Origin of the sequence: Prauserella sediminis, from assembly GCF_014195435.1 — a bacterium.
Taxonomy (GTDB): Bacteria; Actinomycetota; Actinomycetes; order Mycobacteriales; family Pseudonocardiaceae; genus Prauserella; species Prauserella salsuginis.
In genome coordinates, this window is sequence record NZ_JACIBS010000001.1 from 2,393,212 (window position 1) to 2,413,537 (window position 20,326).

Annotated in this window: 15 protein-coding genes and 1 tRNA gene; 9 read left to right on the forward strand and 7 right to left on the reverse strand. The window is 70.6% G+C overall.

Translation table 11 applies throughout. From position 1 onward, the window contains the following. The first annotated feature begins 97 nt into the window (after positions 1 to 97). Positions 98 to 2,266: a bifunctional MFS transporter/dTMP kinase gene (locus tag FB384_RS10980; protein WP_183785321.1), complete on the forward strand. Its 2,169-nt coding sequence runs from the start codon at positions 98 to 100 to the stop codon at positions 2,264 to 2,266. Continuing rightward, positions 2,260 to 3,453 (forward strand): DNA polymerase III subunit delta', encoded by a 1,194-nt coding sequence (locus tag FB384_RS10985; protein ID WP_183785324.1) that lies wholly within the window; start codon positions 2,260 to 2,262, stop codon positions 3,451 to 3,453. The genes FB384_RS10980 and FB384_RS10985 overlap by 7 nt, the downstream gene beginning before the upstream one ends. 294 nt (positions 3,454 to 3,747) lie before the next feature. Here the strand turns inward: FB384_RS10985 and FB384_RS10990 are convergent, their stop codons facing one another. After that, a complete protein-coding gene (locus FB384_RS10990; RefSeq protein WP_183782324.1) occupies positions 3,748 to 5,412 on the reverse strand; it encodes a hypothetical protein in 1,665 nt (554 codons plus the stop codon). Positions 5,413 to 5,544: 132 nt separating this feature from the next. On the opposite strand from FB384_RS10990, the gene FB384_RS10995 reads away from it, so the two are divergent. Next, positions 5,545 to 5,618: transfer RNA gene (locus FB384_RS10995), tRNA-Thr, on the forward strand. A 560-nt stretch (positions 5,619 to 6,178) separates the two neighbouring features. On the opposite strand, the gene FB384_RS11000 is transcribed toward FB384_RS10995, so the two are convergent. Beyond that, entirely contained in the window at positions 6,179 to 7,045 is an 867-nt protein-coding gene (locus tag FB384_RS11000) for an alpha/beta hydrolase family protein (RefSeq protein ID WP_323985190.1), read from the reverse strand. Between the two features lie 160 nt (positions 7,046 to 7,205). On the opposite strand from FB384_RS11000, the gene FB384_RS11005 reads away from it, so the two are divergent. Further along, positions 7,206 to 9,830, forward strand: a complete 2,625-nt coding sequence (locus FB384_RS11005) for a helix-turn-helix transcriptional regulator (protein WP_183782327.1) — start codon at positions 7,206 to 7,208, stop codon at positions 9,828 to 9,830. 80 nt (positions 9,831 to 9,910) lie between these two features. On the opposite strand, the gene FB384_RS11010 is transcribed toward FB384_RS11005, so the two are convergent. The 4 genes from FB384_RS11010 to FB384_RS11025 are packed head-to-tail and all read right to left on the reverse strand — an operon-like array spanning position 9,911 to position 13,917. After that, positions 9,911 to 11,227, reverse strand: coding sequence for an MFS transporter (locus FB384_RS11010; RefSeq protein ID WP_183782330.1), 1,317 nt, complete (start codon positions 11,225 to 11,227; stop codon positions 9,911 to 9,913). A gap of 22 nt (positions 11,228 to 11,249) precedes the next feature. Further along, positions 11,250 to 11,771 (reverse strand): 3-isopropylmalate dehydratase small subunit, encoded by a 522-nt coding sequence (locus tag FB384_RS11015; protein ID WP_183782333.1) that lies wholly within the window; start codon positions 11,769 to 11,771, stop codon positions 11,250 to 11,252. Beyond that, complete coding sequence (locus FB384_RS11020; RefSeq protein WP_183782337.1) at positions 11,768 to 13,036, reverse strand: 3-isopropylmalate dehydratase large subunit; 1,269 nt, start codon at positions 13,034 to 13,036, stop codon at positions 11,768 to 11,770. The genes FB384_RS11015 and FB384_RS11020 overlap by 4 nt, the downstream gene beginning before the upstream one ends. 5 nt (positions 13,037 to 13,041) lie before the next feature. Then, positions 13,042 to 13,917, reverse strand: a complete 876-nt coding sequence (locus tag FB384_RS11025; protein WP_183782340.1) for an isocitrate lyase/PEP mutase family protein — start codon at positions 13,915 to 13,917, stop codon at positions 13,042 to 13,044. Positions 13,918 to 14,041: 124 nt separating this feature from the next. On the opposite strand from FB384_RS11025, the gene FB384_RS11030 reads away from it, so the two are divergent. The 5 genes from FB384_RS11030 (at position 14,042) to FB384_RS11050 (ending at position 19,117) form a co-directional block, all read left to right on the forward strand. Further along, positions 14,042 to 15,652 carry a long-chain-fatty-acid--CoA ligase gene (locus FB384_RS11030; RefSeq protein ID WP_183782343.1) on the forward strand — a complete coding sequence of 537 codons (1,611 nt, stop codon included), beginning with the start codon at positions 14,042 to 14,044 and terminating at the stop codon, positions 15,650 to 15,652. 94 nt (positions 15,653 to 15,746) lie between these two features. Further along, on the forward strand, positions 15,747 to 16,565 hold the full coding sequence (locus FB384_RS11035; RefSeq protein WP_183782346.1) for an IclR family transcriptional regulator: 819 nt from the start codon (positions 15,747 to 15,749) through the stop codon (positions 16,563 to 16,565). 64 nt (positions 16,566 to 16,629) lie between these two features. Further along, complete coding sequence (locus tag FB384_RS11040; protein ID WP_183782349.1) at positions 16,630 to 17,169, forward strand: gamma carbonic anhydrase family protein; 540 nt, start codon at positions 16,630 to 16,632, stop codon at positions 17,167 to 17,169. A 49-nt stretch (positions 17,170 to 17,218) separates the two neighbouring features. Further along, the gene (locus tag FB384_RS11045; protein ID WP_183782352.1) at positions 17,219 to 17,896 is read left to right on the forward strand and encodes a hypothetical protein; all 678 of its coding nucleotides are present in this window, start codon (positions 17,219 to 17,221) and stop codon (positions 17,894 to 17,896) included. A 39-nt stretch (positions 17,897 to 17,935) separates the two neighbouring features. Then, a complete protein-coding gene (locus FB384_RS11050) occupies positions 17,936 to 19,117 on the forward strand; it encodes a benzoate/H(+) symporter BenE family transporter (protein ID WP_183782355.1) in 1,182 nt (393 codons plus the stop codon). A 129-nt stretch (positions 19,118 to 19,246) separates the two neighbouring features. Here the strand turns inward: FB384_RS11050 and FB384_RS11055 are convergent, their stop codons facing one another. Continuing rightward, the gene (locus FB384_RS11055) at positions 19,247 to 19,762 is read right to left on the reverse strand and encodes an inorganic diphosphatase (RefSeq protein WP_183650962.1); all 516 of its coding nucleotides are present in this window, start codon (positions 19,760 to 19,762) and stop codon (positions 19,247 to 19,249) included. Between the last annotated feature and the right edge of the window lie 564 nt (positions 19,763 to 20,326).

The window sequence follows — 20,326 nt, forward strand, 5'->3', positions numbered from 1 at the left end:
CCGCGCGTCGGCGGACGCCTCCACGGCGCAGGGCACCGCCCCCGGTGACACCGAGGGTGCGCCGCGCGTGGCGGCGGGTTCGCCGGCGCACCACGAGATGTCGACGACCCGGCGGGCACGCAGCGTGCTGGGGATCCGGCCGTTCCGGCGGCTGTGGGCGGTGACGTACCTGTGCAGCGTGGCCGACTGGCTCGCGATGCTCGGCCTCACCGGCCTCGTCACGAAGTACACCGACGACTATCTGCTGCAGAACTTCGCGTTCGTCGGGGTCGTGCTCACCCAGTTGCTGCCAGGGTTGCTGTTCGCGCCGCTCGGCGGCCTGCTGGCCGACCGGTTCGACCGCCGCAAGGTGATGATCTGCGCCGACCTCGCACGGTTCGCGCTGCTGTTCTCGATCCCGATCGTCGGGTCACCGATCTGGCTGTTCGTCGCCAACTTCATGGCCGGGTCCGCCGCGATGATGTGGATCCCGTCGAAGGACGCTGCGGTACCGAACCTGCTGCGCAGGCCGGATCAGGTGGAAACGGCCAACCAGCTCGGCCTGTTCATGACCTACGGGCTCGCGGTCGTCAGCGGCGCCGGGCTGTACTCGGTGCTCACCGGTGTGCAGACGACGCTCGGGATCTCGCCCGACGCGTTCGGCGAGTTCGGTGTCGCCAACGCCGTCGTGTTCATCAACGCGCTGCTGTACCTGGCCAGTGCCCTGCTCATCGCGACCCGCATCCCGGAACTGTCGCTCCGCAACGTTCACCCCGTGCCGGCGAGCACCGCCGCGCAGGACACCGCGTCGAGCGGCGACGACGCCGACGTCGGCTTCATCGCGATGGTGCGGCAGAGCTTCAGCTACATCCGGCGTACCAAGCTGGTCCGCGGCCTGCTGATCGGGATGATGGGCGCGTTCGCCGCGGGCGGCGCCGTGATCGGTGCGGCCAAGCCGTACTCGCTGAGCCTGGGCGGCGGCGAAGCGTCGTTCGGCCTGCTGTTCGTGGCGGTCTTCGTCGGCGCTGCGGCAGGTCTGGCGGTGGTGCCGAAGCTGGCCCGCAGGCTGCCACACGACCGGCTGTTCGGCGTGGGCATCGTGCTGGCGGGCCTGGCGCTGATCGTCGTGGCGCTGTCGCCGCACCTGGCCGTGTCGCTCGTCGCGGCGGCCGCCGTCGGTGGGTGCGCGGGTGCAGGCTTCCTCACCGGCGTGACGATCATCGGCTCGCAGATCGACGATTCGATGCGCGGCCGCATCAACGCCATCTACCAGTCGCTACTGAAGATCATCATCTTCGGTTCGACCGCGACCGTGCCGGTGCTCATCGGCTTGGTGCAGCCGCACAAGATCACGGTGTGGGGTAACGAGCTGATCATCGACGGCACGCGGCCCGTGTTGCTGGGCGGCGGGCTGCTGGCCGCGCTCGTCGGCGTCGTCGCGTACCGGCAGATGGACTCGCGCCGCACCGAACCGATCCTCGCCGACCTGCGCAACGTCATGCGCAGGCGGCCACGGCGTGTGAACGGCCTGCTCATCGCGCTCGAAGGCACGACCGAGACCGACACGGGCAGGCAGGCGGCCCGCCTCGCCGACGCTCTGCGCACCGGGGAGCGGGACGTCGTACTCGCCACCGATCCGGCGCTCGACGACGAACGCCTGCGGGGCATCGTCTCAGGAGCATCGCTGTCCAGCGCACGTGCGCAAGCGCTTGCGGCCGCGGCGGTGCGCGCCGACATCGTGGAACGCGACATCCGGCCTGCGCTCGACTCCGGCGCCGTCGTCGTCATGGAACGGTTCGTCGACTCGCCGCTCGCGCACCTGTCCGCGGTGGCCGGGCTCGACGCCTCCGAGCTGGAGGGTCTCGCCGACTGGGCGACGGCACGGCTGCGGCCCGACCTGGCGGTGTTGCTCGACACCGACCCGGGGGCGGGGACCGCCGAGGGCGGTGCGGACGGCACGTCGGCCGGCCCGCAGCATTGGCGGGTGCAGCAGCTGCTCACCGAAATGGCGTCGGCGGACCCGCAGCACTACGTCGTCGTGGACGCGGACGGCAGCCCCGACGACGTCGCGGACCGGATCCACACCGCGGTCCAGTGCGCCCTCGCAGGGAAGGTGCCGGGGCTGAGCGCGCGGCGCCGGAAGTCCGGCCACGCGAACGGCTCCGCGTCCCAGGACTCGCCCCGCGCCCGGACAGACGGGGCAGCCGGGACCGACGGGGCTGCCGAAGCGCAGGCCACGGACGAGACCGGCGCTGACGAACGCGCGACGCAGGGGACCGCATCGTGACCTCGGTGTGGTCACAGGTGGTCGGTCAGGAACCGGCCGTGGAGACGTTGCAGACCGCCGCGTCGGCGGCCGCTGCGCTGGTCGCGGGTGAGGCCGACACGAGCGGCGGGATGACCCACGCGTGGTTGTTCACCGGCCCGCCCGGGTCGGGCCGGTCGGTGGCCGCCCGGACGTTCGCCGCCGCGCTGCAGTGCTCGACGGGTACGGGCTGCGGCGGCTGTACCGGTTGCCGCACCGCCGTCGCAGGCACCCACGCCGATGTCCGACTCGTCGTCCCCGAAGGGCTGTCGATCTCGGTCGCGGAGATGCGCGCGCTCGTGCAGGCCGCCGCGCGCAGGCCCACGACCGGTGAATGGCAGGTCGTGATCATCGAGGACGCGGACCGCTTGACCGAGGGAGCCTCGAACGCGCTGCTCAAGGCCGTGGAGGAACCGCCGGACCGCACGGTGTTCCTGCTGTGCGCGCCGTCGGACCACCCCGAGGACGTGTCCGTGACGATCCGGTCGCGGTGCAGGCTCGTCACGTTGCGCACGCCGCCGCCGGACGCCATCGCACGGGTGCTGGCCGAGCGCGACGGTGTCGACGAATCGACCGCGCGCTGGGCCGCCTCGGTGTGCGGCGGGCACGTCGGCAGGGCACGCAGGCTCGCCACCGACGAGGCGGCACGTGGCAGGCGCGACTCGGTGCTGCGCATCCCGCTCGGACTTCGCAGGCCCGGCGACGTCTTCACGTGCGCCGACGAACTGATCAAGACCGCCGAGTCCGACGCCGCCGACGAGAGCAAGACACGCGACGAGGCCGAAGCCGAGGAGCTGCGCACCGCCATGGGCTCCGGCGGCACCGGCAAGGGCGTGGCGGCGGCGAAACGTTCCGCCGATGCCGCCGTGAAACAGCTGGAGAAACGGCAGAAATCGCGGGCCACCAGAACCCAGCGGGACACGCTCGACCTGGCGCTGATCGACCTGGCCGGGTTCTACCGCGACGTGCTCGTCACCTCCAGCGGAGCGGGCGCCATTCTCAACCACCCCGACTTCGCCGAACACAGCCGCGAGGCCGCACGCGAGTGGACGCCGGCGTCGACACTGCGCCGCCTCGAAGCGGTCCTCGAATGCCGCGAAGCGATCACCTGGAACGTCAAACCGCGCATCGCAGTCGAGGCCATGATCACCACCCTCCGCGAGGGCTGACGGCCTGCTTGTGCCCCAAGGGCACCTGAGGGCGGGAGCAGCCACGCGTCAGCGTGTCGATGAGGGGTGGTGGCCGGGCCGGCCGGAAGGCGTTCTTGCCGGCGGTCCGCGGCGTGCGAAGCGAGGATTCGGGGCTTCCGCCCCTCTCCCAGCACCCGCCCACACGGACGCGCTCCGCGTGGCAGTGCCAAAGCGATGCCCCCATGGCGCCAATGGGGCGCCATGGGGGCATCGCTGACTTCGGCTCCCATAGGGAAGGGCCTCACTCCCTCAGGGGCTCACTTCCTCGGGGGCTCACTCCCTCGGGCGAGGGGAGGGCTTCGGCGGAGCCGCCGCCGCTGCCGATCCACCCCGGCGGCCCGGGGACACGGCCACCAGGACCGCGCCGATCAGCAGCATCGCCGTACCCGTCCAGAAGATCGGCACCGACGCGTACGCACCGCTCGTCTGCGCCAGCTTGTCCGGACCCGCGGGCGGGGCGGCGCCGCCACCCTCCGGCGGGGCAGCCGGCTCGGGCTTGCTGCAGTCGACGCCGCCCGTCGGAGCGAACGCGCGCGCGATCTGCTCACCCAGCGACACCTGCGCCAACGACGACGGCAGCTTCTCCGCCGCATCGCCGGGAAGCATGCTCTTCAACTTCTGCGTCGGCAGGATCTGCAGGTCCAGCAGCCGCGCCGACGCGCCCTGCTGATACCCCTTGAACGGCTCGGCCTGCTCACTGCCACGCTTCGTCAGCTCGGCGATGCTCAGCCGCAGCACACCCAGGTCCAGGACCTTCTTGGCCGCGGTGTCGTTCAGGGCCTTCACCCCGTCGTTCATCGTCTGGGCGAGATCGCCGACCACGGGTGCGTCCTTGACCTGCTCGTACCCGGGCAGCTTCTTCATGCCCTCCGTCGGCACACCGACCGGGATGTCGGCCGTGGGGTTCGCCGCGTCCAGGGTGAACAGCTCCTCGCCGTTCCGCTCGATCGTCAGCACCGGCGCCTTGTACTCGACCTTCGACGTCTCCGCCTTGCCCGTCGACAACACCCGCAGTGTCGGCTGGCTCGCGACCTTCACCGTCAGCCCGAGCGGCGTGCCCTTCAGGATGTTGATGTCGGCCACCTGCATGGTCGACGTCGACTCCACGGCCTTGCGATCGGTGCCCGGCATATCGACCAGCCGCACCGTGGACCGGGTCGACAGCGTGTTCGGCGCGCTGACCAGCGACCCCTTGCCGTCCGCTGCCGGCTTGGCGTCGTTCGTGCGCTGGCCCGACAGCATGCCACCGAGATCGGCGAACGACCCCAACTTGCTCAGCGCCTCCTCGGCGCCCGAATCCGAGCCGTTGAGCTGCCCCAGATCCGGCATGGTCGGGATCGAGTTCACCAGCGACGCACTGGCCGTCGACGTCGACGCGTCAGCCATCGTGCCGACACACGGCCCCAGCTCCTCGCTCCACCGCGCATGCGCCGAACCGTTCAGCGCGCTCAGGTTGACCAACGGATTGTCCGGGGCGTTGATGCCCGTCGACACCGGCTTCTCGTTGTCCGGCAGCGCGGTCTGAGTCACCGACCCCGGCGGCATCGGCGAATTGCCACCGATGGCCACCCCCGCCGGCGCCGCCGACGCGATCGACCGTTCGTACGTCAGATACGCCTCCGAATCGACCTGCGCGTTGGACAACCCGAAACCGCCCTCCAACGCGGACTGCTTCGGCAGATCCTCCTCCGCACCCGGCAGGATCGCGTCCGTCGGCACCGCCTGCGGCAACAACCGCACCATGCCGAGCGCCGTGCCCGCCTCCCCGATGGCCTTGGCCTTCGTCTTGGTCGGCCCCGACGCCGGCGGCGCATCCGGATCGGCGGGCGGGGGAACAGGAGTGGTCGGGATCGTCTGTCCGGCCGCAGGTCCGGCGGCCAGGACGACCATGGCGGCCGCCAGCGGCAGCGCTGCCGAGCGGGCCAGTCGTCGGCGCATAGTGGTGGGTCCTCCAGTGCAGGTGAAGCCGGTCGGGGTGGCTATGCCTGTTTGATCCTGTAACGAGCCAGGGGGGCGTTGGTGACGCATGAGCGTCCGGTATAGTCTTACGCACAAGGACATCACGTCCACGCCGCCTTAGCTCAGACGGCCAGAGCGACGCACTCGTAATGCGTAGGTCAGGGGTTCGATTCCCCTAGGCGGCTCGCCCGAAGGCGCCCCATGCTCGTCGCGTGGGGCGCCTTCGCTGTGTTCGGGCATCGCAGTGTGTTCTGGGGGCGTGGCCCCCAGACCCCGCCCGGGGCGTCCCCCGGACCCCCATCGTCGTGGTCGCCTTGGTTGGGCAGCCTCCGGCACGTTCGGTGTCGTTCGGGGAACCTCGGGGTGCGTATGCCGGGGGCTGTTCGGGGGTTCGTGGGGTGGTTGCGTCGGGTGGGCTCGCTTCGCATCGCCGGTTGCGTGCGTGGGTGGTTGCCCGAGGTTGGGGTGCAGGTTTCAGGGGTGTGGGTTGCTCGGCGTGCGCTCGCTTCGCTTCGCCCGTGCGGGTGGCGGCCGGGGTGGGACAGCGTCGTCGTTGTGTCGATTCCTCGGAGGGGGTGCGGCACAGGCGGGGGCCGTTCGCCGCGCCTCGGCGGTCAACCTGCGCAGACGTTTCCGCACGTACCTCGGTACCAGTCCGGCGCATACCGGTGGACGTTCGGCGAGGTCTGAACCCGAAGACGCGGGACCTTCCGCCGAACGGAAAGCCCCGCGCCGTCACCCACGATCAGTACGGGCAGGTGTCGCGGTACTCGCCGATGTCCGAGTCATCGGGCGCCGGGCACAGGAACTGCGCGTAGCGCTCGTCCTCGTCGAGGAACAGCTTGAACCACGACAGCGTGTACTTCGCCGTCGTCGTGTCGGGCGAGTTGGGGAAGAAGTGGTTGGCGCGCTCCAACTCCATGTACGCCTTGTCGGTGCTGTCGGGGATCGACTCGTAGAACGGCTCCGAGTGGCGCCGCACCGGTGCGACCGAGTCGGACTCACCGCCGATGATGAACGTCGGCGTCGACAGTCCCGAGAAGTCCTTCCTGGTGTGCCACGGCGCGAACGGCACGGCCGCGTCGATGTCCGAGTTCTCCAGGGCGGCCTCGAGCGTGCCGCCGCCACCCATCGAATGCCCGGCCACGCCGAGCCGCTCCGGGTCGACGCGGTCGGCCACGTCGCTGTCCTGCGTGAGGTGGTCCAGCGCGGCGACCAGCTGGTCGGCGCGACTGCCGGGCTGGTCGTAACGACTGTTCGTGTCGATCGTGAACACGACGAAACCCTGCGAAGCCAGTCGCGGCCCGAGCCAGGCGATGCTCGACTGGCTCGCCGTGTAGCCGGGGGAGATCGCGATCGCCGCGAACGTGCCCTCGTCGGTCGCGGTCGGGTAGTAGATCGTCCCGCCGCCGAACCCGGACACCAGGCTCGAAACGCGGTCCTCCGCGACATCGAACGGCCCCCGCGGAGCCTCGATGCTGTCCTCCGTCGGATCCGGGCCGTGCTGATACGTCCCCGCAGCGTGGGCCGCCTGCCCGGCAGGGCCGACGAAGGCGGTCGCGAGCGCAAGCGCGGCCGCCGACAGGAGTGTCGTCACTCTCGTTCGTCGCACTGTTCCTCCTCGAATTCCGGTTGATCCGGCTTCTGGCCCGATCACTCTCACCTCGCACCGCACCGCTGCGCATCGGTGTAATCACCGGGGGTGTGTGAGAAAGTCACCGACAGCGGATCTTCCGGACGTCGAATCGACTGCCTTTCCAGGGCGGAGGGCTATGGCCGCAGTGATCGTGGGCAGGGACGACGTCCGAGCACGCCTCGCGGCACTCCACGACGACGTGGGCGCGGGACGCGGTGGCGCGCTCGTGCTCGCCGGCGTCCGCGGCATGGGCAGGACCACGCTGGTGGAGACCGTGCCGACGGACGGGCCGGTGCGGACCGCGACGGTCACCGGCTTCGCTGCCGAGTCCGAGCTGCCGTGGGCCGGCCTGCAGCGGCTGTGCGCTGCCGCGGGCATCGCGCCCGGAGCGGTCGGCGACGTCGCAGGGCACGCCACGACGCTGTACGAGCGACTGGCGGCGGGCGGATCCGTGCTGTGCCTCGTCGACGACGCCCACCTGCTCGACGTCGAATCCCTCGACGTCCTGGCGTTCATGGCACGCAGATGCGCGCGAGGCCCGGTCGCGGTGGTGTTCACGGTGCCGCCGGAGGCACCGGAGGCCGACCGGCTGGCCGGCCTCGACGTCGAAAGGCTGCCGCCGCTGACCGACGACGAGGCGCTGCGCCTCGTGCCGGGGCGGATCGCCGCACCCGTTGCCGCCGAGTTGGTCGAGACCGCCGGCGGAAACCCGTCCGACCTGCTGGAACTCGCCGAATCCCTCACCGCGGGGCAGGCCGCGGGCAGGCAGCCGCCACCGCGCGAGCTGCCCGCGGGAGGCCGTGGCCGGGACGCGGTGGTGCGTACCTTTCGGGGCCTGTCCGAGGCGGCGCGGGCGCTCGTGCTGCGGGCCGCGTGCGCCGAGCCGTCCGAGGCGTTCGGCGCCACCGGCATGTCCTCCGACGGCCCCGTGTCCGCCGCCGACCCCGTGCTCGCCGAGGTGCAGCGCTGCGGGCTGGTGCGGACGACGACCGACGGTGTCCGCGCGGTCAGCCCGGCCGTCGGCGCCACCGTGCACGCCGCGGTGTCCGACGCCGAGCGGAGGGAGGCGCACGCGGCGCTCGCCGCGTCCCTCGACCCGCAGCGGCACCGCGCGGCGTGGGAATGGCACCGGGCCTGCGCCGACGGCCGCACCGACGTGGCCGACCGGCTCGCGGCGGCGGCCGACGACAACCCCGACACGGCCGCGCTCGCCTGGCATCGGGCCGCACGGCTCACTCCTCCCGGAGCAGAGAAGGCGGAACGGCTGCGACGTGCCGCGTGCCGGTACTGGGCCGAGGGACGAGTCGGACCGGCGCGCAGGTTGTTGTGGCACGCCCGCGAGCACGCACCATCCGGCCCGTTGGCGGGCCGGATCCTCGTCGCCGCGGGGGAGATCGAACTCAGGGACGGTGCTCCCGAGGTCGCGGCGCACCAGCTCATGCTCGCCGCGCAGAGCCTGCCCGTCGACGAGGCGGCCGATGCGTTCCTGCTCGCGGCCGAAGCGCGCCGCACCGCCGCCGACGGCTGCGGCTACGCCGAGACGGCGAGACGGGCCGCGGAGACGGAAACACTGGTGGCGACGCATCTCGCGGGCATCGCCGCGATGTTCACGCGTGACCACGCGGCCGGTGCCGCGGCGTTGCGGCGGGTGCTCGAGGAGGCGGGCGACGACGTCCGCGGGGCCCTGTGCGCGGCGGAGGCGGCCATGACCCTCGGCCGTCCGGGGCTGGCGCACGACCGGGCCGCCGCGGCGGTCGCCCGCGCCCGAGGCGGCGACAACCCGACCCTTCTGCCCACGGCGCTGTACCAGTTCTCGCTCACGTCGGCGCTGCTCGACCGCCCGCACGCCGCGGTGGAGGCGAGCGCAGAAGGTGTCGCCCTGGCCGCGGCGAGCGGGCAGCGCAACACGGCGGCCGAGCACGAGGTGCTCGCTGGCCTGGCCTACGTCTCGCTCGGCGACCGCGACGCGGCACTGGCGCGGGTGGCGTCGGCGCAGGCCCGGATCGACCGTGTCGGACTCCGCCGTGCGGCCGCGCTTGCCGACTGGGTGCGCGGGTGTGCCGACCTGCTCGACGACCGACCCGCCGACGCGTTCCGGCGGTTGAACACCCTGTTCGTCCCGGGGACGGGCCGGTCGACGGTGCAGGTCGCGGCGATCCCGCAGCTCGTCGAATCCGCGATCCGGTGCGGGGAGTCCGACAGCGCGCGGCGGGCGCTCGAACGGTACGAGGCGTGGGCGGAGTCGACGGGGACCGGCGTGTGGCTCGCGCTCGCCCACCGCTGCCGGGCGTTGCTCGCAGCCGACCCGGCCACGGCGGAGGCGCAGTTCCGCGACGCCGTCGAACTCCAGCGCTCCGGCGGCATGACGCTCGAGCTCGCCCGCACCGAGCTGGCCTACGCCAGGGCACTGCGGCGACAGCGGCGCAATCGCGAGGCACGGTCGGTGCTGCGGGACGCCTTCCGCCTCGCCGACGACGCGGGAGCCGACTACTGGGCGGCGCAGATCCGCGACGAGCTGCGCGCCGCAGGCGACCGTGCCGAGGAGGCCGCTCCCTCGACGGGCGAAGACCTGACACCACAACAGGAACGCATCGTCCGGTTGGTCGCGGATGGACGGACGAACCGGGAGATCGCGGAACGGCTCGCGATCTCCCGGCGCACCGTCGAGCACCACCTGCGCAACATCTTCGTCAGGCTCGGTGTGCGCTCGCGGGTGGAACTCGTCGCCGCGGCGTCCGGGCCCTCGCCCCGCCACGAGTGAGCAGGACGCGGACCGGCGTCCCGTCCGGCCGTGCCGCGCGGCTGGACATCAGCGCGGCTGGACGTCAGCGGGGCTGGAGGTCAGCGCGGCAGCGCGGTGTTCGCGGTCTCCCGGAGCCGGACGAGACTCAGCAGCCCGATCAGCGCTGCGCCCATCACCCAGAAGGCGGGCGACTGCCGGTCGCCGGTCTGCTGCACGAGCAGCGTCGCGATGTACGGCGCGGTGCCGCCGGCGAGGATCGTGCCCAGGTTGAAACCGAGTGCGACGCCCGTGTACCGCGTGCTGCCGCCGAACAACTCCGTGAACATCGGAAACGCCGGAACCTGCAGCAACGCGTTGAGGATCATGAACGCCAGGTACAGCACACCGACGAACATCAGGCTGTCCGCCGACTCCATGAGCGCCAGCACGGGATAGCTGATGACGAGATAGCCGGCGACGCCCGCGGCGATCACCTTCCGGCGCCCCCAGCGGTCCGACAGGAGGCCGACCAGCGGCATGGTCAGACAGGCCAGCGCGATCACCCCGGCCGACAACCACGACACCTGACCGGCCGGATAGCCGAGGTCGTCGATGAGGTAGATGTTCATGTACGTCAGGCCGATGTAACCGGTGCCGTTGGTGGCGACGGCCACGCCGATCACGCGGAGCACGCCGACCGGGTTGGTCCGCAGCACCTGCAGCAGCGGCCACTTCGCCTGCCGCCCTTCCTCCTTCGTCTTGGTGAACTCGGGAGTGTCCTCGAGTCGCGCTCGCGCCCACAGGCACAGCAGTGCCAACGGGAAGCACAGCAGGAACGGCAGGCGCCATCCCCAGGCGGTCATTCCGTCGGTGCCGACGCTGCTGGTGAACACGGCGACGACCGTGGCCGCCGTCGCGAAGCCGAAGGTGGAACCGAACGGGGTGAAGGAGCCGAAGAAGCCGCGCCGCTCGGGTGGGGTGGACTCGGCGATGTACGTGGCGGCACCGCCGATCTCACCGCCCGCGCAGAACCCGCTGACGAGTCGCAGCACCACGAGGAGGACGGGGGCGATCACTCCGATGGATTCGTAGGTGGGCAGTATGCCGATCAGTCCGGAACACAGCCCCATCCCGACGATCGTGGCGACGAGCGGTGCCCTGCGGCCGTACCGGTCACCGAGCCAGCCGAAGAACACCCCGCCGAGTGGTCGGACGACGTAACCTGATGCGAACACGGCCAACGCGGCCAGCATCGACGCCGTGCTGTCCGAGTTGGGAAAGAACAGCGGTGCGATGGTGACGGCGAGGAAGCCGTACACGCTGAAGTCGTAGTACTCGATGAGCGTTCCGACTCCACCGGCGAGCGCGGCACGCCGGGTGAGCCGGGGCGAGAAGCTGGGGGCGGCGACTGCGGTGGCGCCGTTTGTCGGGGTCATGACGGTTCCTCCGGGGCACTGGTCAACGGCGGTGTTCGGCGAGCAGCAGCCGAAGGCTCCCGCCTGCCTCGATGATCTTGGTGACGCGTTCGCTGGGCGGGGTGCCCTCCAGGGTCGTGCCCGTCGTGGGCAGAGTGACCCTGGCTCTTCGCCAGTCGACCTCCACCGGGTCCCAGCGGCTGACGTGCTCGCTGATGCCGGGCGCGGTGATCAGCGGCATCCCGTTGTAGGTCTCGCCGCGCCAGAATCCCGGTGAGAACGAGTCCGCGATGACGGCGGAGACGCCGAGATTGCGGAGAGCGACGAGCGGTGGATAGTGCGGATGGCCGTAGCCGAAGTTCCGCCCGCCGACGATGACGTCGCCGGGCTCGACCTTGTCGACGAACTCGGGGTCGTAGGCCTGCATGGTGACGCCGCGGAGGAAGTCGGCGTCGTAGTACTTGATGTTCTCCACGCCGATGATGAGATCCACGTCGAAGTCGTCGCCGAAGATCCATGCCACCCGGCCACGGATCGTCTCGGGCGGTGGCGGGTAACCACTCATGACTCCGTCACCTCCCGCGGGTCGCTGATCCACCCGGTGATCGCGCTGGCCGCCACCGTCGAGGCCGAACCCATGTAGATCTCCGAAGCCGTACTGCCCATGCGGCCCGAGATGTTCAACACCCCGGTGGAGATGCATTTCTCGCCCGGCTGCAACGGTTTCTGGTAGCCGAAGCAGAAGTCGCAGCTCGAGGTGTGGATGTTGGCCCCGGCGCCGCGCAGGACGTCGAGCAGTCCTTCCTGCTCGGCCTGCCGGTGGATCTCGGCGGACGTCGGGACGACGTTGAGCTCGACGCCGGCGGCCACCTTCCGCCCGTCCAGCAGCTGCGCGGCGTCCCGGATGTCCTCGATGCGTCCGCTGGCGCAGGAACCGATGAACGCCTTCGTCACCGCCGTGCGGTCCAGTTCGGACACTCCGCGGGTGTTCGCGGACCTGGCCGATCCGGGAAGCACCACCTGGGGTTCGATGGCCGAGAGGTCGAACGTGTGGCGGGAGCTGTACTCGGCGTCGGGATCGCTGGCGACGGGTTCGTACGGGCCCCGCGCGACCCCGGCCGCGTATTCGAGCGCCGCGCGGTCGGGGTTGAAGATCGCGGACACGGCGCCCGTGAACATGGCCATGCCGCAGAGCCCCTGGCGCCGGTCGATGCTCATGGCCTCCGCACCGGGCCCCCCGAACTCCATCACCTGATGGGCACAGCCGTCGGCGCCGAGTTGTCCGATGATCGCGTGGATCAGGTCCCGGTTGTCGACGCCGGGCCGGAACTCGCCGGTCAGGTCGAAGCGCACGGACGCGGGCACGTCCAGGTAGAGCTGACCGCTGACCCACGCCTCGAGGAGGTCGCGGCGTACGCCCCAGCCGAGTGCGCCGAAGGCGCCGAGGCCGCTGACGTGGCCGTCGAAGTGGATGAGGAACCGGCCGGGCAGTGCGTAGCCGAGCTCCGCGGCGACCTGGTGGCCGATGCCTTCGGCCTCGTGCAGGGTGATGCCGTAGAAGTCGCACCACTCCCTGGTCACCTTGTGGATGTCGCGTTCCTTGTCGTCGCCCTTGGTGAGCATGTGGTCGATGAAGACCAGGTACCGCTCGGGTTCGGCGAGTTCGGTGATGCCGAAGTCCTCGTGCATCTGCCGGAACATGACGTCGGTGTAGCCGGGGAAGTCGTAGGCGATCATGTGGTCGGGGCGGAACGGCAGGTTCTGTCCCGGCCGGACGCTGTCGACGCCGCCGGCGCGGGCGAGGATCTTCTCGGTGATGGTCTGCGGCATGTCGATCACCGGCCCGCGGGGAGGTAGCGCTGCTGGTCGGCTTCCACGTCCGCGAAACCGATCATGTCGACGAACTCGTGGTGCTGCAGGGAATCCGCACTCACCTGAGCGGGAGGCTCGCCCCCGGCCAGGCGCTGGAGGCAGGTGCGGAGCGCGCCTGCCGCGGCCATCAGCGGTTGCGTCGGCAACAGTGCGAGCCGCACGCCGATCTGTCGCAGCACCTCGGGGGTGAAATCCCGTTCCGTCCACGTCGACGCGGTGAGTGTCGCGACCAGCGGCACACCCGAGACTTCACGGCATTTCGCCCACTGCTCGGCGCTCGAGAACGTCTTCGTGACCGGCATGATCATGTCCGCGCCTGCGGCGACATAGGCCTCGGCGCGGCGGAGCGCCTCGTCACCGGAGGCGTCGGTCCTGGCGATGATCAGCATCCGGCCGTCGGCCGCGTCCACGGCTGCCCGGATCTTGCCCGTCGCCGTCTCGGCGTCGAGCAGGGGAACCGGGTCTCCGACGCAGACGGGGCAGCGCTTGGGGGATTCCTGGTCCTCCATGAACGCGGCCTGCACGCCCGCGTCGGCGAACTTTCGCGCGGTGCGTGCGGCGTTGAGGGCGTTGCCGTATCCGGTGTCGATGTCGGCGACCAGGGGCAGTGCGCTGGCTTCGCGGATGGTGCGGACCGCGTCCAGGTTCTCGGTCATCGTGTACAGCTCTGCGTCGGGGTAGCCGAGGGCCGCGGAGACCGCGAACCCGGACGCGCAGAGCGCGGTGAACCCGGCCTGTTCGGCGAGGCGTGCGGTGAGCCCGTCCCACACGCCGGGGGCGAACACCAGGTCGTTGTCGACGAGTTCGCGCAGTGTGGCGGTCGATGTGGTGGTCGACATTGTCCACCTTCCGTTATCCGGAACTAGTTTCAAGCAAACTAAAAAGCCTTGTGCCTGGGTGTCAACTGTTTGCCGGATAAAACGGAACATGTACCGTTATGTGAAACGCGAGAAGGGAGTTCGGATGAGAGCGGTGATGCAGCCGGAACCACTGGGCCTCCACCAGGTCTTCGACAGGTGCGAAACGCTCTTCGCCGACCGCCCGGTGGTGCTCGGCGGCGCCGCGGGACCGACGACGACCACCTACGGCGAACTGTTCGCCCAGGCGCGCGCGTTCGCCGGCAGGCTGACCGAACTCGGGCTGCGCGCCGGCGACCGGGTCGCGACCTTCGCGCCGAACACTCGCGAGCACCTGCTGGCGTACGTCGCCGTCCCCGGCAGCGGGTTGGTGCTCCACACCGTCAACATCAGGCTCAGCGGGAAGGAGATCGCCTACACGGTCGAGCACGCGGGCGACCGGGTGGTGCTCGTGGACGCCGCACTGTGGCCGGAGTGGTCAGCCGTCGCGCTCCCGGCGTGCGTCGAGCACGTCATCGTGTACGGCGACATCGCCGAACTCCCCGAACGTCACGGCAACGCCGTCGTCAGCCGCTTCACCGACCCGTCCGGCGTCCCGCCGCGGGAGGGCCCCTGGTATCGCCCCGCGGACGAGAACGAGGCCAGCGGAATCTGTTACACCTCGGGCACGACGGGGTGGCCGAAGGCCGTCGTCTACAGCCACCGGTCGGTGTATCTGCACGCCCTGACGCTGTGCGGCGCCGACACGTTCGCGATCTCCGAACACGACGTGGTCTGCCCGGTGGTTCCCATGTTCCACGCGAACTCGTGGAACCTGCCGTATGCGAGTCTGCTGGCCGGTGCGAGCCTCGTGCTGCCAGCGCAACGGACCGATCCCGCCGGCCTTGCCGAGTGTTTCGCGGCCGGAGGCGTCACGTTCTCGGCCGCAGTCCCCACGGTGTGGGCGAATCTCGTCGCCGCGGTCGGTGCGGGTGAGGTCGACCCGAACGCGCTGAGTTCCGTGCAGCGCCTCGTGATCGGTGGTTCGGCCGCATCGGAGACGTTGCTGTCCGAACTGGCCGAACTCGGGATCGAACCGGTGCACGCATGGGGAATGACCGAGTGCTCGCCGGTCGGGCTCATCGCGAACCCGCCCGCGGATGCCGAGGCGGCGGTGGCGGCAGCCAGCAAGTCCAGCCAGGGCAGGCCGATGCCGGGCCTCGATCTGCGCGCCGTCGAGGACGGCGTGCCTGCCCCGCGGGACGGCGCATCGATCGGCGAGTTGCAGATCAGCGGCCCCTACGTCGTGGCCGACTACTACGGCGCGGAAGCCGGGGCCGTGGCCGACAAATTCGTGGAGCACGGAGGAAAACGCTGGCTCCGTACCGGTGACGTCGTGACCGTCGACGAACGCGGCTACGTGCGGCTCGTCGATCGCACGAAGGATCTGGTGAAATCCGGTGGCGAATGGATCTCCTCCGTGGCGCTGGAGAACCACCTGTTGGCGCACCCGGCCGTGCAGGAGGCCGCCGTGATCGCCGTGCCGGATCCGAAGTGGGAGGAGCGCCCGCTCGCGGTCGTGGTCGCACGTGACGTCGATGCGGCGCAGCTGCGCGATTTCCTCGCCGCGAGAGTGCCGCGCTGGCAGGTACCGGACCGGTTCGAGTTCGTCGCGGAGGTTCCCAAGACCAGTGTCGGCAAGCTGGACAAGAAGCGACTCCGTGGCGAGTACGCCTGAATACGCCGACGTATCGTGCCGGCAGACACCGCGTCTGCGCGCACACGGTTCGCCTCACGCCGAGGAGTTCCCACGGCAGAAGGAAAGTGAACGGATGCCACCGAAAGACAACGACGGCCACGACGACGACGCGAAGACCGACGACGCGAAGAACATGGTGAACTCCGTGGTCCGAGCCGGTCAGCTGCTGGACGCCTTCGACAGCGGAAAACCGGTCCTCGGGCTCACGGAACTGTGCGCGGCAACCGGTCTGAACAAGACCACCACCCACCGGCTGCTCAGCACGCTCGTGCGGATGGGCTGGCTGACCAGGACGCCGGACGGCGATTACAAGGTCGGTATGAAGTTGTTCAGCCTCGGCTCGGTGGCGCTCGCCGACTTCAGTCTCCGTGACGAGGCCCGGCCCTCGCTGTTGTCGCTCGCCGAGCAGTTCGGCGACACGGCGTATCTGATGATCCCCGGCGACAGCGGCGCGGTGGTCATCGACCGCTACGAAGGGTCGAGCCCGCTGTCGGTGAAGCACATCGGCATCGGGACGGTGCTGCCATACCACGCCGCCGCGGGGCCGATGACCATGCTCGCGTTCGTCCCGGAGCTCAGGGAACGCTGGCTGGCCGAACCGCTGACGGCATTCACCCGGCACACGCTGCAGGACCACGACGCCCTCGAATCCCAACTCGACAGGATCCGCGCCGAGGGGTACACGATCAGCGACGAGGACTACCTCAGCGGTGTCGGTGCGGTCGCCGCCCCGGTGTTCGACCGCACGGGGAAACTGGAGGCCACCGTGAGTCTCGGCGGACCTGCCGGCGATTTCAGGGGCAGTCAGCTCGTCAGCATCATCAGTGCGGTCAGAGAGGCCGCCGCCACGATCTCCACTCGCCTCGGATCGTCGTTGGACGTGGCGGGCTGAACCCGGCCGTCCGTGTGGCACACGTCTAGTCCTCCGGGGTGAACGGCACATCTAGGCTGTGGCCATGCCGATGTTCGCGTTCGAAGGTAAGCGCCCCTCCGTCCACCCCGAGGCGTGGATCGCGCCGACGGCCACGCTGGTGGGCGACGTCGTCGTCGAGAAGGGCGCGTCGGTCTGGTACGGCGTCGTCGTCCGCGCGGACTTCGGCCGCATCGTGATCCGCGAGGGTGCGAACGTGCAGGACAACTCCGTACTGCACGTGGGCGACGGGGTGTGCGAGGTCGGCGCGAACGCCACCGTCGGCCACTCCTGCATCGTCCACGACTGCACCGTCGGCGAGCAGGCGCTGATCGGCAACGGCGCCACGGTCCTCGACCTGTCCACCGTGGGCGCGCGCACCCTCGTGGCCGCCGGGTCCACCGTCACGCCGGGCACCGAGGTGCCGTCCGAGGTCATCGCGATGGGCAGCCCCGCGAAGAAGTTCGTCCCGCTGACCGACTCCGCCCGCGGCTGGATCGACCACAACGCCGCGATCTACCGGGAACTGGCTCGCCGCCACGCCGAGGGCGTCGAGGAGATCGCCGAACCCGACCGGCCCGAGTAAGCCCCGCCCACGTCGCGCGGTGTTCACCTTCGGCAGGTAGACCGGGTCCGTGACCCAGCACGCCGCGGAGTGGGCCGCCTACGTCGACGGCTACTGCGAACGCCTCGCCCCCGGACTCCTCGGGGAGCCGTTCAACACGATCAGCAACGTCGGGTTCCTGCTCGCCGCCGTCGCCGTCTGGCGGCAGTCCCGCGGCGAGGTCGGACCGCGCGTCCTCGCCGCGGGGCTCGCGCTGATCTTCGTCGCCAGCACCGCCTTCCACATGCTCGCCACCCGCTGGGCGGGCACCGTCGACTCCGCGGCGATCGCACTGTTCGTACTCGCCTACGCCGTGGTGTTCGCCCACGTGTTCCTGCGCGCACCCTGGCGATGGGCCTGGCTGGCCGTCCCCGCGTTCCTCGCCCTCGCGGTACCGGTCGTGGCCGGGGCCGACGCGCTCGGTCTGCCCGGTGCCCAGTACGCCGCCCCGCTCGTCGCGCTGTTCGTACTCGCCGCACTGACCGCGCGGGACGCCGTGTGGCCTGCGCTGCTCACCGCGGGCGGACTGTTCGGCCTTTCACTCACGTTCAGATCCGTCGACCACACCGTGTGCGGTTCGTTTCCGCCCGGCACGCACTTCCTGTGGCATCTGCTCAACGCCGCGGTGCTCTACCTCGTCACCCGGACCGCCGTGGGCCGCTGGGTAGGATCACCCGAACGGGCGGACCCGTCGACCGCAGGCCGGTAGCACGAGCGAAGTGAGCGACAACAGCATGACCACCACCGCATGACGGCCCCGAAGACCCTCGTGCGCAGGGCGTTCCCGCCGACCGCCGTGGCAGCGGGCCTGATCTCGGTACTCGTCGCCGTCACCAGCACGGCCGCGATCGTCTTCTCCGCCGCGCGGGCCGCGGGCGCATCCCCGGCCGAGGTCACGTCGTGGATGCTCGCCGTGTGCGTCGGCATGGGCGTCACCTCCATCGGCCTGTCGCTGCGGTACCGCGCGCCGATCGTGACCGCCTGGTCCACCCCGGGCGCCGCGCTGCTGGCCGCGAGCCTGCACGGCGTGCCCATGGCGCAGGCGATCGGAGCGTTCGTCGTGTCGGCCGCGCTGATCACGCTGACCGGCGTCACCGGCTGGTTCGAACGTGTCATGAACCGCATCCCGGTCGCGCTCGCCTCCGGGCTGCTGGCCGGGGTCCTCGTGCAGTTCGGCATCGACCTGTTCGGCGAACTGGAGACGAGTTTCGCCGTCGTGTTCCCGATGCTGCTGGCGTACCTGCTGGCGCGGCGGTGGGCACCCCGCTACGCCGTGCTCGTCGCACTGGCCGCGGGTGTCGCGGCGACGGCCGTCACCGGGACGTTGCAGCTCGACCGCGTCGACCTCGCGTTCGGGGCGCCCGTGTTCACGATGCCGGAGTTCGACTGGCAGGTGATCATCAGCGTCGGACTGCCGCTGTACATCGTGACCATGGCGTCGCAGAACCTGCCCGGCGTGGCGGTGCTGCGCGGCGACGGCTATACCGACGTGCCGCTGTCACCGGTCATCGGCACGACCGGAGTGGCGAACCTGCTGCTCGCACCGTTCGGCTGCTTCGGCCTCAACCTCGCCGCCATCACCGCGGCGATCTGCACCGGACCGCAAGCGCTCGAGGACCGTGGCCGCCGCTATCTCGCCGCCGTGTGGGCGGGCCTGTTCTACCTGGTCATCGGGGTCTTCGCGGGCACGGTCGGTTCCCTGCTCGGCGCGCTCCCCGAAGCCCTGATCATCGGCATCAGCGGGCTCGGCCTGCTCGCCACCATCACCGGTTCGCTCAGCTCGGCGCTCGGCGACCAGCGGTGGCGCGAACCTGCCGCCGTGACGTTCCTGGCGACCGCCTCCGGCATGACCCTGCTGGGCATCGGTTCGGCGTTCTGGGGCCTGCTCGCAGGCGTGCTCACGGCCCTGATCACCCGCCGCCGCTCCTGAGGAAGCGCCCCCAGGGGCACTTTGGTTGCGTTCGGTGCAACCAAAGTGCCCCTGGGGGCAACAGGTCGGGCACGAAAAAGGGGACCCGGCCGGTGTGGTCGGATCCCCTTGAACGACTGCGGCTGCGGCTCAGTGCTTGCCGGCGTCCGCGGCCTCCTTCTCGAGGCGCTCACGCTCACGCTCCAGCGAACGCTCGATCTCGGCCTCGGCCTCCATCCGGCCGACCCACGACGAGCCTTCGACGCTCTTGGCGGGCTCGAGGTCCTTGTACACCTGGAAGAAGTGCTCGATCTCCAGCTTGTGGAACTCGTTCAGGTGGTGGATGTCGCGCAGGTGGTCGTTACGCGGGTCGCCGGTCGGAACGGCCAGCACCTTGTCGTCCGGGCCCTTCTCGTCACGCATCCGGAACATGCCCACGGCGCGGCACTTGACCAGGCAGCCGGGGAAGGTCGGCTGCTGCACGAGGACGAGCACGTCGAGCGGGTCGCCGTCCTGGCCGAGCGTGTTGTCGATGAAGCCGTAGTCGGCCGGGTACTGCGTGGCCGTGAAGAGCGTCCGGTCGAGCTTGATCCGACCCGTCTCGTGGTCCACCTCGTACTTGTTGCGCTCCCCGCGGGGGATCTCGATCGTGACGTCGAAGTCCACGGCGTCCTCGCTTGATCTCGTCGGCGCCGCGTCGCTCGCGGCTGAAAATGTCATGTCCTTACCCGACCAGTGTGACCCACCGCTCGGTCAGGTAGCACTAAGGATGGCACTAGTGTGATGTCTGCCCCGTTCGAGTAGCGGAACGCATTAGCACGTAGTGGGGACTTGCTGGAGGGGTACGTGTCACAACGCGACACCGGCGCGGACGGCGCCGGCGGAGCAGCCGACGGCGGCACAGCGGGCGGTGGGGCAGCCGACGGCGGCGGACCGGCGTGGCCGTCGGACGACGTCGATTCGACACCGCGGTCCGCCACGTCCCCGGAGTCCGCCGCTCGGGAGGCCGCCGCTCGGGAGGCCGCCGTCTCTCCGGAGTCCGCAGCGTCCCCGTTCTCGCCTTCGTCCACGGGGTCGCCGTCTCCGGCTCCGGGCCCGCCCTCGCCGCAAGCGTGGCCCGCTCCGCCCGCGGCGGCGCAGCCCCGGCCGCAACGGCCGACCCCGCCCCGGGAGTCGCACCACCAGCCCCCGGAAGTGCCGAACGGTCCCCCTGGGGCGCAGCACCAGCCC